This window comes from Actinoplanes awajinensis subsp. mycoplanecinus, from assembly GCF_001509495.1.
Taxonomy (GTDB): domain Bacteria; phylum Actinomycetota; class Actinomycetes; order Mycobacteriales; family Micromonosporaceae; genus Actinoplanes; species Actinoplanes palleronii.
Genome location: NZ_LLZH01000234.1, coordinates 62,875 through 79,747 on the forward strand (window position 1 = coordinate 62,875; position 16,873 = coordinate 79,747).

General features: G+C 72.2%; 17 protein-coding genes and 1 pseudogene. 7 read left to right on the forward strand and 11 right to left on the reverse strand.

From position 1 onward, the window contains the following. Window positions 1-4: 4 nt before the first annotated feature. Window positions 5-1,603 carry an ABC-F family ATP-binding cassette domain-containing protein gene (locus tag ADL15_RS23165; RefSeq protein WP_067694890.1) on the reverse strand — a complete coding sequence of 533 codons (1,599 nt, stop codon included), beginning with the start codon at window positions 1,601-1,603 and terminating at the stop codon, window positions 5-7. Window positions 1,604-1,907: 304 nt separating this feature from the next. Here ADL15_RS23165 and ADL15_RS23170 point away from each other — a divergent pair, with 304 nt between their 5' ends. After that, window positions 1,908-3,023, forward strand: a complete 1,116-nt coding sequence (locus ADL15_RS23170; protein WP_232344294.1) for an aminotransferase-like domain-containing protein — start codon at window positions 1,908-1,910, stop codon at window positions 3,021-3,023. Between the two features lie 154 nt (window positions 3,024-3,177). Beyond that, entirely contained in the window at window positions 3,178-3,792 is a 615-nt protein-coding gene (locus ADL15_RS23175) for a dihydrofolate reductase family protein (protein WP_067695370.1), read from the forward strand. A 34-nt stretch (window positions 3,793-3,826) separates the two neighbouring features. Here the strand turns inward: ADL15_RS23175 and ADL15_RS23180 are convergent, their stop codons facing one another. Both ADL15_RS23180 and ADL15_RS23185 read right to left on the reverse strand, forming a co-directional pair. Further along, the gene (locus ADL15_RS23180) at window positions 3,827-4,690 is read right to left on the reverse strand and encodes a sigma-70 family RNA polymerase sigma factor (protein WP_067694895.1); all 864 of its coding nucleotides are present in this window, start codon (window positions 4,688-4,690) and stop codon (window positions 3,827-3,829) included. 548 nt (window positions 4,691-5,238) lie between these two features. Then, complete coding sequence (locus ADL15_RS23185) at window positions 5,239-5,913, reverse strand: TetR/AcrR family transcriptional regulator (protein ID WP_083971625.1); 675 nt, start codon at window positions 5,911-5,913, stop codon at window positions 5,239-5,241. 184 nt (window positions 5,914-6,097) lie between these two features. On the opposite strand from ADL15_RS23185, the gene ADL15_RS23190 reads away from it, so the two are divergent. After that, window positions 6,098-6,889, forward strand: a complete 792-nt coding sequence (locus ADL15_RS23190) for an NADPH-dependent F420 reductase (protein ID WP_338025562.1) — start codon at window positions 6,098-6,100, stop codon at window positions 6,887-6,889. A gap of 182 nt (window positions 6,890-7,071) precedes the next feature. Here ADL15_RS23190 and ADL15_RS23195 read toward each other — a convergent pair whose 3' ends face one another. From ADL15_RS23195 to ADL15_RS23210, 4 genes and pseudogenes are all read right to left on the reverse strand, one after another. Then, a complete protein-coding gene (locus ADL15_RS23195; protein ID WP_067694901.1) occupies window positions 7,072-7,740 on the reverse strand; it encodes a maleylpyruvate isomerase family mycothiol-dependent enzyme in 669 nt (222 codons plus the stop codon). After that, window positions 7,740-8,246: a MarR family winged helix-turn-helix transcriptional regulator gene (locus tag ADL15_RS23200; protein ID WP_067694904.1), complete on the reverse strand. Its 507-nt coding sequence runs from the start codon at window positions 8,244-8,246 to the stop codon at window positions 7,740-7,742. Before ADL15_RS23200 ends, ADL15_RS23195 begins: the two co-directional genes overlap by 1 nt. Window positions 8,247-8,259: 13 nt before the next feature. Continuing rightward, window positions 8,260-8,505, reverse strand: a pseudogene (locus ADL15_RS23205) (GNAT family N-acetyltransferase); the annotation flags it as partial. 146 nt (window positions 8,506-8,651) lie between these two features. After that, window positions 8,652-9,611 (reverse strand): alpha/beta fold hydrolase, encoded by a 960-nt coding sequence (locus ADL15_RS23210; protein WP_232344295.1) that lies wholly within the window; start codon window positions 9,609-9,611, stop codon window positions 8,652-8,654. 63 nt (window positions 9,612-9,674) lie between these two features. On the opposite strand from ADL15_RS23210, the gene ADL15_RS23215 reads away from it, so the two are divergent. Further along, the gene (locus ADL15_RS23215) at window positions 9,675-10,622 is read left to right on the forward strand and encodes a helix-turn-helix transcriptional regulator (protein ID WP_067694910.1); all 948 of its coding nucleotides are present in this window, start codon (window positions 9,675-9,677) and stop codon (window positions 10,620-10,622) included. A 95-nt stretch (window positions 10,623-10,717) separates the two neighbouring features. On the opposite strand, the gene ADL15_RS23220 is transcribed toward ADL15_RS23215, so the two are convergent. After that, window positions 10,718-11,737, reverse strand: a complete 1,020-nt coding sequence (locus tag ADL15_RS23220; RefSeq protein WP_083971628.1) for a tyrosine-type recombinase/integrase — start codon at window positions 11,735-11,737, stop codon at window positions 10,718-10,720. Between the two features lie 111 nt (window positions 11,738-11,848). On the opposite strand from ADL15_RS23220, the gene ADL15_RS23225 reads away from it, so the two are divergent. After that, the gene (locus tag ADL15_RS23225; RefSeq protein WP_067694913.1) at window positions 11,849-12,904 is read left to right on the forward strand and encodes a hypothetical protein; all 1,056 of its coding nucleotides are present in this window, start codon (window positions 11,849-11,851) and stop codon (window positions 12,902-12,904) included. 394 nt (window positions 12,905-13,298) lie between these two features. On the opposite strand, the gene ADL15_RS23230 is transcribed toward ADL15_RS23225, so the two are convergent. Then, window positions 13,299-13,757, reverse strand: coding sequence for an Lrp/AsnC family transcriptional regulator (locus tag ADL15_RS23230; RefSeq protein ID WP_067694916.1), 459 nt, complete (start codon window positions 13,755-13,757; stop codon window positions 13,299-13,301). Window positions 13,758-13,866: 109 nt separating this feature from the next. Here ADL15_RS23230 and ADL15_RS23235 point away from each other — a divergent pair, with 109 nt between their 5' ends. After that, a complete protein-coding gene (locus ADL15_RS23235) occupies window positions 13,867-14,886 on the forward strand; it encodes a Glu/Leu/Phe/Val dehydrogenase family protein (protein WP_067694919.1) in 1,020 nt (339 codons plus the stop codon). 69 nt (window positions 14,887-14,955) lie between these two features. On the opposite strand, the gene ADL15_RS53180 is transcribed toward ADL15_RS23235, so the two are convergent. Both ADL15_RS53180 and ADL15_RS23240 read right to left on the reverse strand, forming a co-directional pair. Beyond that, on the reverse strand, window positions 14,956-15,126 hold the full coding sequence (locus ADL15_RS53180) for a hypothetical protein (RefSeq protein WP_157441553.1): 171 nt from the start codon (window positions 15,124-15,126) through the stop codon (window positions 14,956-14,958). 154 nt (window positions 15,127-15,280) lie between these two features. Further along, on the reverse strand, window positions 15,281-16,201 hold the full coding sequence (locus ADL15_RS23240; protein WP_067694922.1) for a Vgb family protein: 921 nt from the start codon (window positions 16,199-16,201) through the stop codon (window positions 15,281-15,283). Window positions 16,202-16,242: 41 nt separating this feature from the next. Here ADL15_RS23240 and ADL15_RS23245 point away from each other — a divergent pair, with 41 nt between their 5' ends. Further along, entirely contained in the window at window positions 16,243-16,851 is a 609-nt protein-coding gene (locus ADL15_RS23245) for a TetR/AcrR family transcriptional regulator (protein ID WP_394326951.1), read from the forward strand. Window positions 16,852-16,873 lie beyond the last annotated feature (22 nt).

The following is a 16,873-nucleotide window of genomic DNA, read 5'->3' on the forward strand; positions in this document are numbered from 1 at the left end:
GCTCTCAGCTTTCGATCACCGCGCGGTCGGCGACATGCCAGGTGCGGGTGTGTCCGACGGCGCCGGCGAAGTACCGGTCGTGGCTGACGGTCAGCAGGGTGCCTTTGTAGCGGCGCAGGGCTTCTTCGATGACGTCGAGGGCGGCGAAGTCGAGGAAGTTGGTGGGTTCGTCGAGCAGCAGGATCCGGGCGGGGCTGTTGACCAGGACGGCGAGCAGCAGCCGGCGTAGTTCTCCGGCGGACAGGTCGCGCAGCCGGGAGGTCCACTGTTCGGGTTCGAACTGGTGGCCGGTGAGCAGGCGTTCGGCGTCGTCGACGTAGACCGGGACTTCGGCGCGGAAGTAGTCCATGACGGTGGTGTCGGTGCGCAGGTGGTCGGTGGTCTGCGGGAGCACGGCGACGTCGGGGTGGGCCTCGGCGATGGCGCGCAGCAGGGTGGTCTTGCCGGAGCCGTTGCGGCCGGTGATCAGGATCCGGTCGGCGCGGGTGACGTCGAGGTCGATGCGGTCCAGCAGGGTGCGGCCGGCGAAGGCGATGCTGAGGTCGCGGACCTTCAGGACGATCTCGCCGGGGTCGCCGGTGTCGGCGGGGAACGCCAGGGTCAGTGGCGGGCGGCGGCGGGGTTCGGCGATCCACCGGACCGAGGCCATCTGCCGGCGCAGGCGGCGTTCGCGGACCTTGGCTTTGCGGGCGACCAGGCGGGCGACGCGGCGCAGGTGCGGGGCGGTGGCGCTGGAGCGGTCGGCGTTCTCGACGCCGTGGGCGAATCCCATGGTGCGTTCGATGTCGGCTTCCCAGCGGATCCGGTCCTTCTCCTGTGCTTCGAAGTCGAGCAGCAGGCGCTGCCAGCGGCGTTGTTTCTCGTCGCGGTAGGCGGTGTAGCCGGCGCCGGGATAGTCCTGGGGTTGTTCGTCGATGCCGTCGAGTTCGATGATCCGGGTGACGACGGCGTCGAGGAACGCGCGGTCGTGACTGACGGTGAGCACGCCGCCGGGGAAGTCCTGGAGCCAGTCGCGCAGCCAGGCGGCGCCGTCGGCGTCGAGGTGGTTGGTGGGTTCGTCGAGCAGCAGCAGGTCGGGGCCGGCGAGCAGGGCGCGGGCGAGCATCAGCCGGGCTTGTTCGCCGCCGGAGACGGTGGCCAGCGGGAGGTTGTCGTCGAGGTGGTCGATGTCGAGGCGCTGGCGGATTTCGGTCAGCCGGGTCTCGGCGGTCCAGCCTTCCAGGGCGGTCCAGCGTTCCTGGACGTCGGCGAACTCGTCGAGCACGTCGTCGCCGGCGGCGAGCCGGGTTTCCAGGGCGCGCATGGTGGCGGTGACGTCGGCGAGGTCACCGAGTCCTTCGGTGAGGAAGTCACCGACGGTGCCGTGCGGGTCGGGGACCTGCTGGGTGACGTAGGAGATCTGGGCGCCGGGGCTGCGGGTGACCGCGCCGTGGGTGGGGGTGAGTTCACCGGCGAGGACGCGCAGCAGGGTGGTTTTGCCGGCGCCGTTGGGGCCTACCACGCCGATCCGGTCGCCGTCCTGCAGGACCAGGTCGAAGCCGTCGAAGAGCAGGTCGCCGTCGTGGGCTTGTCCCAGGGAGGTGGCTTTGAGATGGGCGGGCATTTGGGTCACTGTGCCTGGTAGGGGTTGCTGGGGGCAAGTTGGTTTGCGCGGTGGGGGCGGTTCGGCCTCCGTGGGATCCGGCCTGGGCAGCGACGGGTGAGGTGGGTTGTGGGGCGGACCAATTGTGGGGCCAATCCTCCGGTGGGGCGGGGTTAGGCTGCTGGGGCGCCTTGACCAGGTGCTTTCTGTGCCGCACGTGCTGATGGCATGACCGTTCGGGTTCGTGGGCTGTGGTGTTTCCTCTCCCCCGCGAATGGACTCTGTGATGGTCAGTCGTCGTCTTGCTGAGGTTGTCAGCTCCCCCGTGCGTGATCTGCTCGCGCTGATCGAGCGGCCGGAGGTGATCTCGTTTGCCGGGGGTTTGCCGGCGCCGGAACTCTTTGATGTGGACGGGTGGCGGGCGGCTTTCGACACCGTGCTGTCGGGGTCTGCGGCGCGGCGGTATCTGCAATATGCGCCTACCGAGGGGAATCCGGGGTTGCGGGGGCTCGTGGCGGAGCGGTTGAGCCGGCGAGGGCTGGCCACCGGCGCGGAGGATCTGCTGGTGACGACCGGGTCGCAGCAAGGGCTGACGTTGGTGGCGGCGGCGCTGCTGGATCCGGGGGCCGTGGTCGTGGTGGAGGAGCCGACGTATCTGGCGGCGCTGCAGTGTTTCGGGATGGCGGGGGCTCGGGTGGTGCCGGTGGGGGCCGGGGTGGATCCCGGGGAGCTGGCGGCGGTGTTCGCGCGCGAGCGGCCGGTGCTGCTGTACCTGGTGCCGACGTTCGCGAACCCGACCGGGCGGACCCTCGGGGCGCAGCGGCGGGCCGCGCTCGTCGAGCTGGCCCGACGGTACGGGGTGGTCGTGGTCGAGGACGATCCGTATGGGGAGCTGCGGTATCGCGGGCAGGGGCTGAGCGCGCTCGCGTCGTACGACGAAGCGGTGGTGTATCTCGGGAGTCTGTCGAAGGTCGGGGCGCCGGGGTTGCGGCTGGGCTGGGTGCGGGCGCCGCGGGAGCTGCGGGCGGCGCTGGTGGTGGCGAAGCAGGCCGCTGACCTGCACACCTCGACGGTCGATCAGGCGGCCGCGGCGGAATATCTGGCGTCGGCCGACCTGGACGGGCACGTGCGGATGTTGTGCGGGGCGTACCGGGAGCGCCGCGACACGATGGTGGCGATGCTGCCGCAGGTGGTGCCGGACGGGGCGACGTGGAGTGATCCGGACGGCGGGATGTTCGTGTGGGTGCGGCTGCCCGGCGGGGTGGACACCGCGCAGTTGCTGCCGGTGGCGCTGGAGCATGACGTGGCGTTCGTGCCGGGGGCGCCGTTTTTCGCCGGTGCGCCGGATCGGGCGACGTTGCGGCTGTCGTTCACCTCGACGGCGCCGGATCAGATCGTGGCGGGGTTGCGGCGGCTCGGCGCGGCGCTCGCGAGCCGCTGACGGCGGCTGGCCAGGCGGTGCAGCACCGCGCCGCCGAGCAGGCTGCCGGCCTCTGGCGGTCGGTGCGTGGCGGGACCACCTGATGGCGCGGTTCCCGGTCTGAGGCCGGGTCAGAATGGAGCGGCGAACACATCCGAGCCGAAGGAGACGTGTGGTGGCGAAAGTGATATCGACGCTGTTCATCGCGGCGGACGGGGTCGCCGAGATCGACCCGGACTGGCACTTCCGGTATTTCGACGAGAACATGGGGCGCGCGGTCGGCGAGGACTACGACACCGCCGACGTGCTGCTGATCGGGCGTTCGACCTACGACAGTTTCGCCGGGGCGTGGCCGGAGCGGGAGGCGGCCGGCGGTGACGACGCGGGGTTCGCCAAGCAGCTCGGCGACCTGCGCAAGGTCGTGGTGACCCGGCAGGAGCAGGCGTTCACCTGGCGCAACTCGGAACGGCTTGACGGGGAGCTCACCGAGGCCGTGACGGCGCTCAAGGCGGACACCGGCGTCACCGGGATCCTGATCCCGGGCTCGATCTCGGTGGTGCAGCAACTGCTGGCCGCCGGGCTGGTCGACGAGCTGCGGCTGCTGGTGCACCCGGTGGCGGCCCGCAAGGGGCGGCGGCTGTTCGACGACGGGGACAGCCCGTACCACCTGAGGGTCACCGCGACCGAGGTGTTCCCGACCGGGGTGATCCGGGTGATCTACGCGCCGGGTGAGCCGCCCGCCGAGCGCGGCTACGACGACGTGAAGGGCCAGGTGCCGGTCGAGGACTGAGAGCGGGGCCGGGTCGGCCCCGCCGTACGGTGGATCATGCGGCCGCGGCCAGGCGCATGCCCTGGGCGTCGGTGACGCTCAGCCGGGTCGACATGGTGCTGCGGGCGGCGATCTGCGCGGCGTAGGCGGCGCGGCGGCGGGTGACACAGCCGTCCTTGGCGGTCGGTGCGGCGACCTGCTCCATGTGGGTGGTCAGGCCGTCGCGCAGCAGCGCCAGGGCCTCGGTGCGCAGCTGCGAGACCCGCGACTCGGTGACGGCCAGCTCGGCGGCGACCTCGGCGAGCGGGCGTTCCTGCAGGAACGACGCCTCGACGACGAACCGCAGGCGCTCGGGCAGCACGGTGACCGCGTCGTGCAGGTAGCCGAGCCGCTCGCGGTGCAGCAGCATCTCCTCCGGGTTCATCGCGTTCTCGGTGACCATGTCGTCGGCGGCGCCGGTCGCGAAGCCCTGCAGCGACAGCACCGAGGCGCGCTGCACGTCGTCGTCGACGCTGGACAGCTCGCCGACCGCGACACCGAGCAGCTCGGCGAGCTCTTCGGCGGTCGGGGTGCGGCCCAGCTGGCGGGTCAGCTCCTCGCGGGCGACGTCGGCGCGCCGGGCCCGGGCCCGCACCGACCGGCTCGCCCAGTCCATGCTGCGCAGCTCGTCGAGCAGGGCGCCGCGGACCCGGACGGCGGCGAACCGGCCGAACGGGATGCCGCGCTCGGCGTCGAACGCGCGGGCGGCGGTGACCAGCGCGGCGTAGCCGGCCGAGGCCAGGTCGTCACGGTGCACGTGCGGCGGAACCTTGAACAGCATCTCGCGGACCATGTGACCGACCAGCGCCATGTTGTCGCGGATCATCTGCTCCTGCGCGCGGGTGACGGACTTGTCGGTGTTCAGCGTGGTCACGGTCATCTCGGTTCCCCCCGGAATGTCGGTTGCAGGGGGAACTTTTCGCGGTGACGGGTGCAGGAAATGGGCACTCTCGGTTGCCGCTTGGTTGCACTGCGAATTTCTTCTCAAGTACGCGCGAGGGGCACGTAGCAGATCCGCGGGACCGGCGGGGCTTGTTCGCCGGTACACGCGGCCGGCAGATCGCCGGTCGGTTCACCCTGTTCACCACCGCCGGGTTCCCCTGCACCGCAATGATTGACCGTGGTGGCTACGTCGCCGCCTGGGCAACATCTCGCCGGCTTCGGACATGGTCCATGTATTACTCGCCGGCTACAGCGTGGTTGACCCAGCGGTCGGGGCGGGCGTCGGTGAGGCGCTCAGCGAGCGACAGCGCACTGCCGGGTGAGGTGACGCATCCGGAAAGACCAGTGCTGAGCGCTTCGACTGTTGACCTCGAAAATCACGCCGCGCCGCCTGCACCGCGACTCTCGGCGATCCTGCAATCTGCCTCGGATCCGATGGCGAGCCGGACCACCTCTCGCCATCGCCAATTCGGCCGCCCGTGATTGTCAGCGGGGTGGCTGGTGCGTCTCCGACCGGACGCGGTCAGTCGTTGCTGACATGTCCGCGCCCGCGCCGGGGTCAGGTAGGGGTTCGGTGTTACGGCTGCTGAGGCCGTCGAGGGAGATGCGCAGCAGGCGGCGCCACCGACCCGGGTGGCTGTCGGCGGTGGTCAGGATGGACTGGCTCAGGGAGCCGCTGAGCAGGAACAGATCTTCGGTGGTGACACCGGGGCGCAGAACGCCGGCGTCCACGCAGCGGATGCGTACCTGGTCGATGAGGGAGTAGCAGCGCTGGATGCAGGATTCGCTGGGTCCGCCGGTGGCGGCGTAGCTCTCGACGACGGCGCGGTTGTCGGCGTAGTTGTCGAGCAGCTGTTCGAAGAAACCGGCCAGCGCCTGCCAGGGGTCGTCGGTGGCCACGGCCTGCTCGTGGGCGTCGGTGAGCCACGCGTTGAACTGCTGTTCCAGGACGGTAGCGAGCAGCTCGTCCTTGGTCGGGAAATGGCGGTAGAGCGTGCCCATGCCCACGCCGCTGCGCCGGGCGATCTCCCGGACGTCGACGCCCCCGCCGCATTCGGCGAACACCGCACCGGCCGCCTCGATGATCGCGGCTCGGTTGCGCTCGGCGTCGGCGCGGCGGCCGCGCCTGGGCACGGGGACGGCGGGTTCGTCCAGCGTCATGGTGTCGAGGGTACGACAGGACGCAGGTTGCGGAGCGCTTGTTCCGCTTGTGACTTCCGCGATAGGAGCAAGTGCTCCGCTTGCTGATAGCTTGTTGCGGAGCATCTGCTCCGCTTGATCGGGCCGGTGCCCGCGGCTTCCCGACCCGGCTGGCGTTCCACCGGCGGACAACTCCGTCCGCGAGATGAGGAGACACCCTTCCATGTCAACACTCGGCATCATCGGCGCCGGCGCCATCGGCACCAGAATCGCTCAGCGGGCCATCGACGCGGGTATCGACGTCGTCCTGGCCAACTCCCGCGGCCCGGAAACCCTCACCGGGACAATTGCGGAACTCGGCCCGCGGGCCCGTGCCGCGACCCCCGAGGAAGCCGCCCGAGCCGGCGACTGGGTCGTGGTGAGCATCCTCCCGCTCGCCGCGTACCAGCAGCTGCCCGCGGCTGAACTGGCGGGCAAGGTGGTGCTCGACACGGGCAACTACTACGCGACACGCGACGGCCATGTCCCCGCCCTCGACGCGGGTGAGCTCACCACCAGTGAATACGTCCAGCAGCAGCTGCCCGGCGCGCACCTCGTCAAGGCCTTCAACAATCTCAGCGCATCCCACATCTCCGCCCTGGCGCGCCCCGCCGGCGCGGCCGACCGCACCGCGCTACCCATCGCCGGCGACGACCCGCGGGCCAAGTCCAGTGCCGCCGAGCTGATCAGCCGGCTCGGGTTCGACACCGTCGACGTGGGACCCCTGGCCGAAAGCTGGCGGTTCGAACCCGAGACCGACCCCTACACCCTGCCGTACTGCGCAGACCCCGACGCGATGCGGGCCGCTTGGGAACAGTTCGTGGCAGCCCTGCGCTCCGGCACCGCCCCTCAGCCGCCCGCCGCCGACCCGGGCGCCGCCCCGCTGCCGGCGGCCAGGCTGCGCAGCCTGCTCGCAGGCACCCCCCGCACGCTGACCGCTGACCGCTTGATCGCCTGACGGAGCCGCCCACTCAGCACACCCAGCGCGCTAGGCGCTTCGTGGTCCTGTACAGACGGTCGGCGGTGGAGATCCACCTGCGGTGCCGGTTCTCACGGACATCTCGGCTGGCGGTGCCGGCAAGGTGGAGCCGAAACTCGCGAACGAAGCCAGGGGCATCGATCCGGGGACCTGATCGCGGCTCAGCCGTGTCCTGCGCTCCGCCGGTTCCGGGCGGCGGCGGGACCGGGCAGTGGTGGGACCGGGCCGGTCAGGTCGGCCAGCGCCGCGGTGCGGCCGGTGAGGACCATGCCGAGCGCCTCGGCGGTGCCGGTGACCAGGGGGCCGACGCCGGCGGACCAGTCGATGTCGGTGGCCTGCCAGCGGACCCCGGACACCCGGCCCGGGGCGACCAGGCCCGGCGCCGGGTGCGGGCCGGTCAGGTAGTCGAGCAGGATCCGCCAGTGCGCGGCCGGCACGTCGGCGGTCAGGCCGAGCGGGCGGGCGATGTCGCGCAGGTGCACACACGTCTCGGCGAACGGGCCGATCGGCCCGACCCGGGCCGGGTTCACCCGGTCGCCGGCGTGCGCCCGCAGCAGCCCGATCAGGTCGGCCCGGTCACGGCGGGCGATCCGGCGGGTGACGTGGTCGACGGTCCGGTCGGTGTCCCCGCGGTAGCGGATCGCGGTCAGGAAGAACCGTCCGAAGCCGATCAGCATCGGCTGGACCAGGTGGGCGGCCATATGGTGCACGGTCCACCCGGCGCAGAGCGTCGCGGCCTGCCACTGCGTGTCGTCGAGCCCCTCCAGCAGGCCGGCGATCATCAGCCGGTTCTCGGTGGTCAGGTCGTAGATCTCGGTGTCGGTACGCATCAGCGGGGTCCCTCCCGCTGGTCGGTTTCCGCCGGCGCGCGCTGGTCGTCCTTCACGCGCTGCTGGACGTCGCGGTGCAGCGCCTGCAGCACCGTGAGCGCCGCGGTGATCTCCTCGGCGCTGCAGTCGGGCGCCATGGTCGCCAGCCGGGCCAGCTCGGCCTGCCGGACCCGGGTGAACAGCGCCTGCCCGCCGCCGGTGAGGTGGACCAGCACCGACCGGCGGTGCGCCGGGTTCGCCCGTGTCTCGACGTACCCGAGCCGCGCCAGGTCGTCGACGTGCCGCTGGATCCCCTGCCGGGCCAGATCGAGGCGGTCGGCGACGGCGGGCACGGTCAGCGGCCCGCACTCGGCGAGGATCTCCAGCACCGCGCGCATCCCGACGCTGACCCCGTCGGGTTTGAGCGCCGCCTCGACCACCCGGGCCGAGTTCAGCACCAGCGGCCGGGTCAGCCGCAGCACCTCGTAGATCCGTGCCCCGCGCGCCGCACCCCGCTCCCCCGACATGACAACAATGATGTCATGTCGGGGGCTTGGTGTAGTAGACCAGCGTCCACGTCCAGCCGGGCTGTCGTTCCCGGCCGGTCTCGCGGTAGCCCAGGTCCTGGTAGAACGCCATGGCCGCGGGCTGGTTGGTCGCCGTGTCCAGGTGCGCCGTCCGGAGCACGCTGCCTGCCGCGCGCTGCTCGAGCCCGGCCATCAGCGCCCGCCCGATCCCGCGCCGCCGGGTCGCCGGATGCACCCGGACCCGCAGGATCTCGGCGCCGCCACCGGTGTCCGGTGTTCGGCAGCGCGTTCAGCGCCCACAGCACCCCGGCGTCCGTACCCCGGAATCTGCGCACCGCCGCCACCTCGCCGACTCTGCCGGGTCGGCGAGGTGGCGGCCAGCGAATATCGGCCGGGCGGGTGCGGCTACGTGGCGTTGCGCTGGTCCAGCCACTTCAGGATCAGCTGGGTGGTCTCCGCCGGCTTCTCCTGCTGGATCCAGTGCCCGCAGTCCAGGGTGGCCACCTCCACCCCGGGCACGAACGCCGCCAGGTTCGCCGACTGCTGGATGGTGTCCCGCTCGCCGTAGATCATGAGCGTGGGCCGGCGGATGATCGGGTCCACGTCGGCCAGCAGGTGCCAGTTGCGGTCCAGGTTCCGGTACCAGTTGATGCCGCCGGTGAACCCCGACGTCGTGAACGCGTCGACGAAGACGGCCAGGTCACCGTCGCTCATCAGCGGCTCGCCCCGCGGGGTCTCCGCGGTCGCCAGATTGATCATCGCCATGCCCGGTTCCGGCGCGCTCGGCGGCAGGTTCGTCCGGTACAGGTTGCGCAGGAACCGGGACGTGTTGGCGTCCAGCACGGCGTCCGCGACCCCCGGCTGCCGGTTGAAGTGCACGAAGTAGAAGTCGCCGCCGAGGAACTGCTCCATCACCTCGATCCAGGGCCGCTCCCCGCGCTCCTGGTACGGCAGGCTCAGGTTGATCACCGCGTTCACCCGCTGCGGGTGCAGCAGGGCCAGTCCCCAGACGACCATGGCACCCCAGTCGTGCCCGACGAAGGTGGCGTCGTCGTACCCGTAGTGATCGAGCAGCGCGACCAGGTCACCGGTCAGGTGGGCGATGTCGTACGCGGTCACGTCGCCCGGCCGCGACGAGTTGCCGTAGCCGCGCTGGTTCGGGGCGATGACGTGATGGCCCGCGGCGGCGAGGGCGGACATCTGGTGGCGCCAGGAGAACGCGTGCTCCGGCCAGCCGTGGCAGAGCACGACGGGTGTGCCGCCGTGGTGCCGGCCGGCTTCGAAGACCTCCAGTTGCACGCCGTTGACGGCGATCAGGGTGGGCTCGGGAAAATCGGCGGGATCGGACAGTACCGGTGAGGTCATGACGCCATCCTGCCGAGCTGAACCGGTCACCTCCTGACCGGTTTAGCTGACAATGTTGCCGGCATGCGAACCGACCGGCTGGTGGCCATCCTGCTCATGCTGCAACGGCGCGAGCAGGTGACCGCCGCCGCGGTGGCCCGGGAGCTGGAGGTCTCCGAGCGCACCGCCCGCCGCGACCTGGACGCCCTGGCCATGGCCGGGCTGCCGGTCTACGCCACGCAGGGCCGCGGCGGCGGCTGGCGGCTGCTCGGCGGCGCCCGCACCGACCTGTCCGGGCTGACCGCCGGTGAGGCCCGCGCGCTGTTCCTGGTCGCCGGCCCGGCGTCGGCGGCGACACCGGCGGTGAAGGCCGCCCTGCGCAAGCTCGTCCGGGCGCTGCCGGAACCGTTCCGGGCGCAGGCCGAGGCGGCAGCGTCGTCGCTGGTCAGCGACCCGCAACGGTGGGGGTCGGCGCCGGTCGAGCCGCAGGCGCCGCGCTGGCTCGACGACCTGCAGGACGCGGTGATACGCGGCGTGCAGGTGCGGCTCGGGTACGTCGACGGCACCGGCGCGGCCACCGAGCGCACGGTCCATCCGCTGGGCATCGTCGCCAAAGGGCCGTCCTGGTACCTGGTCGCCCACACCGAAACCGGCCGGCGCACCTTCCGGATCGACCGGGTGGCGTCCGCCGTCCCGACCGGTGATCCGGTGCACCGGCCCGCGGACTTCGACCTCGCCGCGAGCTGGCGCGAGATTGCCGACGAGGTCGACCGCCGGCGCACCCCGCTGGAGACCCAGGCGCTGTGCCGGCCCGACGGGATGTACCTGCTGCGGATGATGCTCGGTCGCCGGCTGCAGGTGGGCGGGTCCACCGCCGACGGCCGGGTCGAGGTGGTCATCCGCGGCTACAACGCGTACGCGCTCGCCGGTGAGCTCGCCGGGCTGGTCGAATGGCTGGAGGTGACCGGCCCGCCGCAGGTGCGCGAGCAGCTGGCCACGATCGGCGCCGCGCTCGCCCGGCGGTACGGCTGAGCGGCGCCGGGCCGGTTCTGCTGGCGCCATCCTCTCAGGATTTCCGGTAACCCCGCCCGCCGGCCCCGGCGGGGGCTTCCCCACCCGGGCCCGGCTCAGTCGTCGTCCGGCTCGTCGGCCATGCTGAACCGGCCGGCGAGCAGGTACGCGCCGTGGTTGTCGAGCTGGTTGCGCCGCCGGTCGTAGCGGCGGGTGGTCCGCGGGTCGGCGTGCCCGGCGAAGTCCTGGGCGCGGCGCAGGTCGCCGTCGGTGGCGTCGAGGACCTCGGTGATCGCGGTGTGCCGCAGCGAGTGCGGGCTGATCGTGTCCGCGGCGGCGATCCCGGCGCGGCGGGCCAGCCGGCGGATCAGCCGGTAGACGTACAGCTCGTAGATGCCGATCCCGGACGGGGTCAGAAACAGCGGTCCGGCCGGCGGGCTGCCGCGCCCGGCCAGCATCCGGTCGAGCGCGTAGGCCAGCGGCGGCGGCAGCGGCAGCCGGCGGCGCCGGCCGCCCTTGACGGTGACGTCGAGGACCCGGTGACCGCGGTCGGTGCCGAGGTCCTCGACGCGCGCGTCGATCGCCGAACCCACCCGCGCCCCGGTGAGCAGCAGCAACGCGATCAGCGCCTGGCTGGTCACCGACTCGTGCTGGGCGGCCTGCAGCAGCCGGTCGGCCTCGGCGCGGTCGAGGCCGACGGTGCTGCTGTCGTCCGGGTCGATGCGCGGGCGGGCCGCGGTCCGCGCCGGGTTGTAGACCGCCAGGGGCTCCGGGTCGGCGGCGGTGTTGTCGATCAGGTAGTCGTACCAGGACGCGACCGCGGACAGCCGGCGGGCGATGGTGGACTCCGCGGCGGGCCGGCCGCGGGCGCCGGTGGCGCGCTGCTCGATGATCCACGCGTCGAGGTCGGCGGCCCGGGCGGTCAGCGGGTGCAGCCGCACGGCCGCGCACCAGTCGGCCCACTGCCACAGGTCGCGCCGGTAGGCGGTGCGGGTGTGCGCGGACCGTTGCCGGGCCAGCCACCTCGCGGTCAGCACGTCGAGCCGGTTCAGCGCCGGGGCCGGCAGCTCGGGCAGCCCGGCACGCAGGCCCGGCTGCGCGACGGCGACGTCGGACGGCGGCTCGGTTCCAGTCATGTTTGTAGGATAACGGTCATTATCTTACGCCCCTACACCGGGCCACTTCTGAGTTATCGAAACGCCGGAACAGTTACTTGTAACGTCGAAACAAAACTGTAGGTTCCGGTCATGACCGACGTGCCACCCGGGCCCACCGACCTCACCGGCAGCGTGCGCCGGCCTGCCCGCCTCGCCGACGGCCGCGATCCGGCACCGGCCCTCCGGCGGTGCGGATATGCGCCGTGCGGCAACGAACTGGCTTACGACGGCAAGGGCCGCCCGCCGGAGTACTGTGCGCCCGTGACCCGATCGTGGCCCGGCGGCAAGACCTGCAAGCAGATGGCCGCCGCCGACCGCGACGGGGTCCGCGCCGCCGGCCTCGACGCCCCGCTCGAGGAGTACACCGTCACCACCGACCGGCTCCTGGCGGTCGCGGGCCCGCTCGCCGCGCAGCTCAGCGCGGTGCTGACCGCGGTCGGCGAGGTCCGTACCGGTGCGCTGACCCGCGTCGGCGAGGCCGAACGCCAGATGGCCGAGGCCCTCGACCGGGCCGCCGACGCCGACCGCGCCGCGCAGGCCGCCCGCCACGCCGAGACCCGCGCCACCGCGGCGGCCGGCGCCGCGCAGGCCGAGACCCGCGCGACCCAGCTGCGGATGGCCGAGACCCGCACCGACGCCGAGGCCCGGATCGCCGCCGCCACCGACCGGCTGGCCGCGGTGGAACGCGAGCACGGCGAGGCCGCGGCCCGCCAGCAGGCCGCGGAGGACCACCAGCGGGCCGCCGAGCGTCGTGCCCGCGACGCTGTGGCCGACGCCGGCCTGGTGCGCGAGCAGGCCGCGGCGGCCGCGACCGAAATCGCCCAGTTGCAGCACCGGGTGCACGCCGCCGAGACCGCCCACCGCCTGCTGACCCAGCGGATCGAGGACCAGCAGCAGCGGCTCGCCGACCTGACCGAACTACGCCAGGCGGCCACCGGGCGGGAGAAGGACCAGGCCGCGGTCGCCGCCGCGCTGCGGGCGGAGAACACCGCGCTCACCGGCCACCTGCACGACGCCCGGGTCGCCACCGCGGCCGCGGAGGCCCGGGCCACGGCCGCCGAGGCCCGCTACACCGAGCTGCTCACCGTCCTGTCCGATACCGCCCAGCGCGGGGCCACCGCCGAAGGCACCAGCCCGGCCACGTGAACCTCCCGCGCGTGGCAGGTGGCCGGTCCGGGTTCTGTGGGCGCTCCGCGCACACGGTACGCCGGGGTCTCCGCGATGTTCCGCGGCCCGTGACCGCCGGCGGCGCGCGTCACGGGCCGGCCGGTCCGCACGGTCGTCTCGATGCCGCGTCAAGGGCCCTGAGCACCAGCCGACCGGACCGAGCTGGCCGTGCGGGCCGTTATGGGCCCTCGATACGGGCCGTCAGGACCAGCCCGACAACCCCGGCTGGTCCTGCGGGCCGTTATGGGCCCTCGATACGGGCCGTCAGAGCCAGCCCGACGACCCCGGCTGGCCGTGCGGGCCGTTATCCGGCCTTCTGACGGCCGCCCGCGTCAACCGACCTCACCGCGAGGACCGTTCCGGCCCGGCCGCCTCACAGGTCGAGTGCCTCGATCACCGGCTTGCGGACGTGTTCGTAGATCACCGAGCTGCGGAACCCGATGATCTCGCGGCGGCCGGTGAACTTGTCCATCAGGAAGCCGTGCAGCCCGTCGACGTCCGGGACCGCGACGTGCACCAGGAAGTCGTCGCCGCCGGCCACCACGAACACCGACAGCACCTCGGGCAGGGTCATCGCGTACGCCTTGAAGCTCTCGATCACCGTCCGGCTCAGCGGCCGGACCTGCACGTGCAGCAACGCCTGCACCCCGCGGTGGAGCGCGCCCAGCGCGACCTCGGCGTGAAACCCGGTGATCACCCCGCGCTCGCGCAGCGACCGGACCCGTTCCAGGCACGTCGACGGCGCGATCCCGACCGCACGGGCCAGGTCCCGGTTGGTCTGCCGTGCATCCGCCTGCAGCTGGGCCACGATCGCCGAATCAAGTTCGTCCACGACCGGTATTATCGCGCACCCGCCGAACGTCGTACGGAATCGGGCGATCACGACCGGTCGGATGGCTACCGTCGGCGCATCACAGCGTGCGAACGACAGGGGCCTTCCGATGAACCACGAACACGTCGTCACCCAGCGCGGCCGCCGCAGCCGGCTGCCGATCACCGTCGCGATCCACTCGACCGCGCGGGGCCGGGCCGCGGGCGGCTGCCGGATCGCCGCCTACCCGCACTGGCGCGACGGGGTCACCGACGCGCTGCGGCTCTCGCAGGCGATGTCCGGCAAGTGCGCCATCGCGGGGTTGCCGCTCGGCGGCGGGAAGACCGTGGTGTCACTTCCTCTTTCGTACGATATGAGCACCACCGCCCGCCGCGACCTGTTGCAGGACATCGGTGACCTGATCGCCTCCCTGCACGGCGCGTACGCGACCGGCCCGGACGTCGGCACCGGCCCGGACGACATGGCGGTGATCGGCGAACGCACCGACTACGTGTTCTGCCGCCCGGAGTCGGCCGGCGGCAGCGGCGACTCGTCACTGCACACCGCGACCGGGGTGCTCGCCGCCCTGCGCGCGGTCTGCGCCCACCGCTTCGGCGGCGACGACCTGTCCGCGCGCAGTGTCGCCGTCCTGGGCCTGGGCCGCGTCGGCGCGCACGTGCTGCGGATGCTCGCCGGCGCCCGCGTGATCGCCGCCGACGTCGACCCCGGCCGCCGCGACCTGGCCACCCGGTACGGCGCGACCTGGGTCAGCCCGCAGGACTGCCTCACCGCGGACGTCGACGTGCTGATCCCGGCGGCGCTCGGCGGGCTGCTGACCGCGGCCACGGTGCCCACGCTGCGCTGCGCCGCGATCGCCGGCCCGGCCAACAACCAGCTCGACGTGCCCGCCACCGCCGGGCTGCTGCACGAGCGCGGCATCCTGTGGGCGCCGGACATCGCGGTCAGCGCCGGCGGCCTGATCCACGCCACCGCCCGCGAACTGCTGCACGAGACCCCGGAGCAGGCCGCCCAGCGGGTCGCCGCGATCGGCGCCACCCTGACCGGCCTGCTGGACACCGCCGCCGGCACCGGCATCACCCCGGCCGCGGCCGCGGACCAGCTCGCCGCCGGCCGCCTCCTGGTGTCCTGACCCGCGGCTGCACGGACGGTCGCGATCGATGACGTGGCCGGAACCGGGAGCAGGGCCGTTGTCACGCGTTCAGGCCGTCATGGCCGTGAGAGCAGCTGTCAGTTCTGGGGGGTGTGTCCTGACGATGTTGTGCCCGGATGTGATCTCCACGAGGCGCCGCTGAGGTGTGGTCTGCACGATGGTGGTGACTTCGTCCCGCCGGTCCGCGTAAAAGCCGTGGCGGGCCAGCACGATGGTCATCGGGCAGGTGATCCGGTCGTAGACGTCGATGCTGGGGTAGACCGGCGCGTCCGGTGGTGCGGTGGTCGTGGCCGCGATCTCTTCTGTCGTGGGCCTTCGCCGTGATCCAGGGCGGCCACCGTGCCACCGTCGACCTCGAAAAGGATTTCCTCCCTCACGCACTCTCGCCTTTCTCGACCGCGACCAGGGAACCGCTCTCCATCGCCACCCACACCAGACCGTCCTCGACCCACAGCCCATGCGGCTCTCGCCCGGGCAACTGATGAAGGGTCACGTCCCCGTCGGCGGCGATCCGGGCCAGCTGTCCGGAGCCCCACAGCGTGACCCAGCATCCGCCGTCGGGGTCGGGCGCGACGGCGTGTGGCCGGCATCCGGCGTCAGCGAAGCTGATCTTCTCTACCGAGCCGGACGGATCGACACGACCGACACAGCCTCCAGCGATGTCCGCGTACCAGATCCCCGTCGCGGAGGCGGCGATGCCGACCGGTGCGGCAGGAGCCCGGCCACGGGGCAGTTCGACTATTTGCACCACACCGCCGTCCACATACGCGAGTGCGCTGGCGGCGTTGAGTGCAACCCACGGCCGACCTCCGGCGTCGACGGTGACCATGGCCGGCCGCGCGTCGGGAACCGGCAGGTCACGTATGGTCACGTCGCCCGATGCGGTGACCACCCTGCCGATCTGGTTGGTCCCCGGTGCGGTGAACCAGACTCCGCCGTCAGGCGCGGCGGCGATGCCGTAGGGCGCTGATCCGGCGGCCAGGTTGATCGTCGTGTGGTCGCCGGAGGCGTCGCGGCGGCTCAGCCGACCATCGGTGCTGGTGCACCAGAGCGCGCCGTCAGAGGCGACGGTCAGCAGCATCGGATGACCGTCGCGGCGCGGCAGGAACTCGTGCCGCAACGCGGAGGCTGTCTCGCCGCCGCCCGAGGCGTCGGCAGGACTGAACCGCGCGAGTCCCGGCGGAGTCACCATCGTCATCCACAGGTCCCCGGCGGCGTCCCCCGCCACGGCGTACGGTGCCCAACCCGGCGGCAGGACTACCTCACGGCACCGTGCTGTTCGAAGCGGTGACATCAGCTCCCCTCCCTAAAGACTACAGATGTAGCATTAGGCACATGATGTCGGATGCGCAAGTCCCTTCCGCGGTTCCCGGAGAAACCCGGCCCGGTGGCCGAACCGCCCGTACGCGCGAACGAGTACTCGACGCCGTCGCGTCACTGCTGCTCGAGGGCGGCTACGACGCTGTGACCATGGACGCCGTCGCGGCGCGCTCGGGAGTCCATCGCACCACCGTCTACCGCCGCTGGCGTGACACCGGCGGCCTTCTCGCGGACTCCCTCGATGCCGCCCGTGAACACCCGTGGGAACCGCCGGACACCGGCTCGTTACTGGACGACCTGGTCGCCATCAACCGCCAGATCGTCGCCGCCTTGACGGAGGAACCATCAATCACCCGGGCACTCGTCGCGGCGTCGTTCCGTTCACCGGCCGCAGCCCACGCGCTCCGGTCATTCTGGGAGAACCGCTACGCCCGCGCTGCCGTCGCCGTCGAACGAGCAGTCCGCCGGGGTGAGGCCGTTGAAGACATCGACGCACGAACTGTTCTGATCGCTTCCAGCGCGCCGATCTTCTACGAACTGGTGCTCATGCGATCCCCGGTGCCGGAAGACATCGCCGAACGCTACGCCCGAGTAGGCGGCGCAGTAGCCACCGGCCGGTCCTGACTCCATCACCAAACTTGCCGCA